The 538-nt window shown below is 76.2% G+C and carries 1 protein-coding gene; it reads left to right on the forward strand.

The features are described 5' to 3' along the window. Positions 1 to 35 precede the first annotated feature (35 nt). Positions 36 to 538: copper resistance CopC family protein (locus PROKR_RS36390; protein ID WP_036970016.1), on the forward strand; the 503-nt coding region annotated here is incomplete at its 3' end.

Genomic DNA, 538 nt, shown 5'->3' on the forward strand with positions numbered 1-538 from the left:
GGCGGCGTCGTCCTGCTCCGCCGCCGTCGGAACCCATGAGCCTCGCCGACGCCGGCCGGCGCGCCGGGTGCTGGCTGCTCCTGCTCACCGTCCTGGCGGCCCTCCTGGTGGGCCCGGCGGGTAGCGCCTCGGCCCACGCCACTCTCGTCAGCACCGACCCGGCCCAGGGGGCGGTGCTCGAGACCGCCCCCGAGCGGGTCACGTTCACCTTCAACGAGTCCGTGATCGGCGTCCCGGCCGGGATCAAGGTGTTCGACGCGACGGGCACCGAGGTGGCCTCCACGGCCACGGTCCGGGCGTCGCGGCTCCTCGTCGACCTCGACGAGGAGGTCGCCGACGGCACCCTCGTGGTCGTCTGGCGGCTCGTCTCCGAGGACGGGCACCCGATCGGCGGCTCGCTGAGCTTCGCGGTCGGCGCGCCCAGCGACGTCGTCGACGTGCCCAAGACCGGTGCCGACGCCGGCACCGAGGCGCCCGCCCTGCTCGGCGTGGTCCGCGGCGTGGGCTACGTGGGCCTGCTCCTGGCCGCCGGGCTGGC

This window comes from Promicromonospora kroppenstedtii DSM 19349 (assembly GCF_000515355.1).
In the GTDB taxonomy this organism is placed as follows: domain Bacteria; phylum Actinomycetota; class Actinomycetes; order Actinomycetales; family Cellulomonadaceae; genus Promicromonospora; species Promicromonospora kroppenstedtii.